Annotated in this window: 5 protein-coding genes and 1 pseudogene; all 6 read right to left on the bottom strand. The window is 70.3% G+C overall.

Annotated elements, in window-relative coordinates:
* The coding region (locus ACFPZL_RS09765) for a dTMP kinase (protein WP_382335245.1) at nt 1-247 on the bottom strand (247 nt) is incomplete at its 3' end.
* Nucleotides 248-267: 20 nt separating this feature from the next.
* Nucleotides 268-3,123: a type I DNA topoisomerase gene (gene topA / locus ACFPZL_RS09760; protein WP_218116046.1), complete on the bottom strand. Its 2,856-nt coding sequence runs from the start codon at nt 3,121-3,123 to the stop codon at nt 268-270.
* A 72-nt stretch (nt 3,124-3,195) separates the two neighbouring features.
* Nucleotides 3,196-3,519: a helicase gene (locus ACFPZL_RS09755; protein ID WP_218116019.1), complete on the bottom strand. Its 324-nt coding sequence runs from the start codon at nt 3,517-3,519 to the stop codon at nt 3,196-3,198.
* 31 nt (nt 3,520-3,550) lie between these two features.
* Nucleotides 3,551-3,940, bottom strand: coding sequence for a TadE/TadG family type IV pilus assembly protein (locus ACFPZL_RS09750; protein ID WP_236022101.1), 390 nt, complete (start codon nt 3,938-3,940; stop codon nt 3,551-3,553).
* 4 nt (nt 3,941-3,944) lie between these two features.
* Nucleotides 3,945-4,328, bottom strand: coding sequence for a DUF4244 domain-containing protein (locus ACFPZL_RS09745; protein WP_218116018.1), 384 nt, complete (start codon nt 4,326-4,328; stop codon nt 3,945-3,947).
* Between the two features lie 196 nt (nt 4,329-4,524).
* Nucleotides 4,525-5,135 (bottom strand): annotated as a pseudogene (locus tag ACFPZL_RS09740) (type II secretion system F family protein); the annotation flags it as partial.

Genomic DNA, 5,135 nt, shown 5'->3' with positions numbered 1-5,135 from the left:
CGGGGCGCACGACCTCGGCGACGTGCTGCGCGCGGTCGGCCGCGTAGAGCAGCGCTTCGGCGCGGGGGGCGACATCGCTGCCGTGGAGGAGGAGTTCCCGCAGGGATGCGCCGAGAGCGGTACCGCCCGGTTCACGGGTGCGCACCGTCTCATGACCACGCTGCTCGAGCCAGGCGCCGAGCCTCTCGGCTTGCGTGCTCTTGCCCGCTCCGTCGCCGCCTTCGAACGTGATGAACAGTCCGGCCATGGTCGCCCGTGCGCTCTCGCTCAGTCGCCCGCAGCGGCGGCGGCGGCCTTCGCCGCGCGGGTAGCTGCGGCCTTCTTGGCCGCGGCCGAGCGCTTCGGATCGACGGTCTTCTTCGCCGCCGTCGACTTGCTGCCCGCCGCCGACTTCGATGCCGCCTTCGTCCCGGTCTTGGCTGCGGGCTTCTTCGCCGCGGCCTTCCGCGCGGGCGCCTTCTTCTTGGCCGGGCCCTTGGCGCGCTTGATCGCCAGGAGTTCGGCGGCACGCTCGAAGGTGATCTCGTCGACGCTGTCGCCGCGCGGGATGGTCGCGTTGGTCTCGCCGTCGGTGACGTAGGGCCCGAAACGGCCGTCCTTCACCTTGATCGGCTTGCCGCTGACCGGATCGGCCTCGAACTCCTTGAGCGCGGCGGACGCGCGTTTGGCGCCGTACTTCGGTTGGGCGAAGAGCTCCTGCGCACCGGCGAGGTCGATCGAGAAGATCGCATCCTCGCTCGTCAGCGAACGGGTGTCCGTCCCCTTCTTGAGGTAGGGGCCGTAGCGGCCGTTCTGCGCGGTGATCTCGGCGCCGGATTCGGAGTCGACGCCGACGACGCGCGGCAGGTCGAGCAGCGCGGCGGCGGTCTCGAGATCGACGGTCGCCGGATCCATCGTCTTGAAGAGCGAGGCGGTACGCGCCTTCTCACCCTTCGGCAGCGTCTCGCCCTCATCGGGCAGCTCGGTCACGTAGGGGCCGAAGCGGCCGTTCTTCGCGGCGATCCGTTTGCCGGTCGCGGGGTGCAGCCCGACGATGCGGTCCTCGAGCGGCTCCGCATCTGCGAGCTCATGCGCCTTCGCGGGGGTGAGCTCATCGGGGGCGAGCCCGTCGGGAATGTTGACGCTTCGCGGCTTGAGCGCGCCGTCCTCCCCGACCTCGCACTTGTCGTCGAAGACCTCGAGATAGGGGCCGTACTTGCCGTTGCGCAACGAGATCGCGTCGTCGATCTTCACGGTGTTGATCGCTCGTGCGTCGATCTCTCCCAGGTTGTCGACGACCCCGCGCAGGCCCGGATGGGTGTCGCTGCCGAAGTAGAAGTCGTGCAGCCAGGCCGCTCGGTCCGTCTGACCGGCGGCGATCAGGTCGAGGTCGCCCTCCATCTCGGCGGTGAAGTCGTAGTCGACGAGCGCGCCGAAGTGCTCCTCGAGCAGGCGGACGACCGAGAAGGCCACCCAGCTGGGCACGAGCGCCTGGCCCTTCTTCGTGACGTAGCCTCGATCGGAGATGGTGCCGATGATCGCTGCGTAGGTCGAAGGACGCCCGATGCCGAGCTCCTCGAGACGCTTGGTGAGGCTCGCCTCCGTGTAGCGCGGGGGCGGTGTGGTCTCGTGCCACTTCGCCTCGGGCGCGTCGATGCCGAGCGCCTGGCCCTCCGCGAGCTGGGGCAGGGTGACGTTCTGCTCGGCCTCGCGGCGCTTCTCGTCCTTGCCCTCCTCGTAGGCGAGCAGGAATCCCGGGAAGGTGATCACGGTGCCGCTGGCGGTGAACTCTGCAGCGGTCGGCGTCGAGCCGTGCGCCTCGGTCACATCGACTCCGATCGTGACGGTGTCGGTCGACCCGCGGGCGTCGGCCATCTGGCTGGCCACGGTGCGCTTCCAGATCAGCTCGTAGAGGGCGAACTCGCCCTGGTTCAGCTTGCCCTTGAGCTCGCTCGGACGGGCGAAGACATCGCCGGCGGGCCGGATCGCCTCGTGCGCCTCCTGCGCTCCCTTGGACTTGCCGGTGTAGACGCGCGGCTTCTCCGGCACCGTCTCGGCGCCGTAGAGCGCTGCGGCCTGGCTGCGCGCCGCCGTGACCGCCTGCTTGGACAGGGTGGGCGAGTCGGTACGCATATACGTGATGTGGCCGTTCTCGTAGAGCGACTGCGCGAACGACATCGTCTGGCGCGAGCTGTAGCGGAGCTTGCGCGACGCCTCCTGCTGCAGGGTGGAGGTCGTGAACGGGGCGGCCGGCCGGCGGGTGTGCGGCTTCGTCTCGATCGAGAGGACGCGGCCGCGCTCGTCCACGAGGAGGGCGGCGAGCGCCTCGGCGCGATCCTTCTCGAGCCGGATCACCGATGCGGACTTCGCCTTCAACTCACCGCGATCGTCGAAGTCCGAGCCGGTGGCGAGGCGCTGCCCGTCGAGGCGCACCAGGCGGGCGGAGAACGGGGTCGGATCCGCGGCGCTCTCGCCGGGCTCGAACGTCGCGCTCAGGTCCCAGTACTCGCTCGCGACGAAGGCGAGGCGCTCCCGCTCCCGCTCGACGACCAGGCGGGTGGCGGCCGACTGCACACGGCCGGCCGACAGCTTCGGGCCGACCTTGCGCCAGAGCACCGGGGAGATGTCATACCCGTAGAGGCGGTCGAGGATGCGTCGGGTCTCCTGGGCGTCCACGAGCGCGAGATCGATGTCGCGCGTGTTCGCCTGGGCCTCGGCGATCGCCTCCTGCGTGATCTCGTGGAACACCATGCGCCGCACCGGCACCTTGGGCTTGAGCACCTCGAGCAGGTGCCAGGCGATGGCCTCGCCCTCGCGGTCCTCATCGGTGGCGAGCCACAGCTCGTCCGCTCCCTTCAGCGCCCGCTTGAGATCGGTGACCGTCTTCCGCTTGTTGTCGTTCACCACGTAGTAGGGGGCGAAGTCGTTCTCGACATCGACGGCGAAGCGGCCGAAGGGGCCCTTCTTCAGCTCGACCGGCAGGTCGGAGGGGTCGGCGAGATCGCGGATGTGGCCCACCGAGGCGATGACCTCGTAGTCATCGCCGAGGTAGCCGCCGATGGTCTTCGCCTTGGTCGGCGACTCGACGATCACGAGCTTCTTGGTCGACACCTGTCTCCTTCTTACCTGCGGCGGCCTCTGCATTGCGGGTCCCGCCCCGATCGCCGCTTCCGACGCCCGGGTGAAACCCTGATTCGGCACAACTCTGGCATAACTCTATGGGAATGGCGGCCCAGCATGCGCACGAGCCCGTGCCGTGCCGAGCATAGTCGGCAGGTTCGCCTGCAGGCGAACCCGCCCAGAAACCTCGTCCACCAGGCACTCGTCGACCCGTGCCCCGACCGCGACGAGCACCTCCTCCGCGAGATCGCAGGGCGCTCCGTCGACCCACCCCGCATGCGCATCAGCGGCCGCGAGCGCTGCCGCATCGGCCGCCCCGGCTACGCGGTGGGCGGCGTCGATCGACCCGGTCGCCACGACGACCGGCAGGGCGAGCGCCAGCACGGCCCCGCAACACGCCGCAACCGCCGGAGCGCTCACCTTTCCACCTCGACAGCCGTTGGCTCCCCGCTCACCGTTCCGCCTCGATCACCGCCGCGCAAGCCATTGCGCGGATCTCGACTGCGGCGAGTGCGCCTGCTCCAGGATGCGCGCGGAGCGTCAGGCACAGCAGAGGACCGTCCCGCGACCGCGAGACGGTCGTCCCGTCGCCGAGCGAACCGAGTCTCGCCTGCGCAGCGGTCCGGTCGCCACGAGCCTCCAGCCGCACGAGTTCAGCGGCCGCGGCCGTGAGGGCGACGCGCTGCGCGGACAAGAGGATCGCCCCGATCGCGAGCAGCAGAACCAGGAGCAGCGCCGGCATCACGATGACGAACTCGGCCGCAACCGCACCGCGCGTATTCGCGAGCGGCGCGGAGCGGGCCCACCGATCAGAACGCCCGCCGGCCGCGCTGTGCGGCACGGCCTCAACCCGCCGAGCCGAGCGCGTTCTGCACCAGATCGACGAGCACCTGTCGCACTTCGTCGGAGCGGAGGATCGCGACGAGCAGACCGGCGAAAGCGACCCCTGCAAGGATGACGATCGCATACTCGGCCGTCACCGCCCCGCGATCATCGCCGAGCGCGACGAACCGTTTCTCAGCCGATGTCGCACGGGTGCTCAACGCACGCAGGCGCGGTACCCGGAGCTCGGACGGCGGCTTCGGAACCCAGAGCGTGTGCACCCAGTGGGTCGCAAGGGCGCGACGTCGGCTGCGCTCATCCCGGCCGTCGACGCCCGTGCGGTCCGTCGGGATCTGGTCGCGGACCTCGCCGCTTCGGTCGCTGATCAGGGTCAGATGCGCGGACATGATGGACTCCTCTCGACTGGCACGGCGCCGGCGGTCGCCGGTCTCTCTATCCTGCGGGCCGACTCAACGCCCCGGGAGCGGGAAGCAGGGAATCGGCATAATCCGTGGAGAAGTCGCCGATGGCAACGACTGGGGACGGCGAATCCACCGCTCGCTCACGCACCACCGACGCGCCGCACTTTCACGCACCGCAAACTCACGCACCTCCGAGAACGGCCAGCAGCACCGGCACCACACCGAGCAGCACGAACGACGGCAGGATGCAGACCCCGAGCGGCACGAGCACGCGCACGCCGAGCCGTTCCGCCGCGCGCTCGAGCTCGGTCAGCGCCCGGGCACGACGCGCCTCGGCCATCCCGAGCAGCATCGGTGCGACCGGTGACCCGAGGGACTCCGCCTCGGCGAGTACGGCGACGACACCGCCACTCGGACCGAACTCCTCGAGGCGCACCCACTCTGCTCCGAAGCGATCGGCGCTGTCGATCGAGCGGCGGAGGGAGACCCCCGGCGGCGCACCGCCGGCCACCGCGAGCGCCATGAGCTCGAACTCCCATCCGGCGACCCAGTCGGCACGTGCGACCCGCGCCGCGAGCGCCGTTGCCCAGCGCACGCCGAGCAGGAGCAGCAGCACGCCGAACAGCACGGATGCACCGGCGACCGGACTGCGCATTCCGCTTACGGGGTCGAACCCCAGTAGCGCACCGAGCAGCAGCGCGGCAACGGGCAAGGCAGCGACCAGCCGGATCGTCGCACGCGGGCCGGCGAGCAGCACCGAACGGCGCTCGGACACCCGGCCGAGCGCCCGCA

The organism is Leucobacter soli (assembly GCF_042659205.1).
GTDB classification, from domain to species: domain Bacteria; phylum Actinomycetota; class Actinomycetes; order Actinomycetales; family Microbacteriaceae; genus Leucobacter; species Leucobacter soli.
The sequence above is the reverse complement of the archived record's forward strand: the minus strand, read 5'-3'. Positions and strand labels throughout refer to the sequence as shown.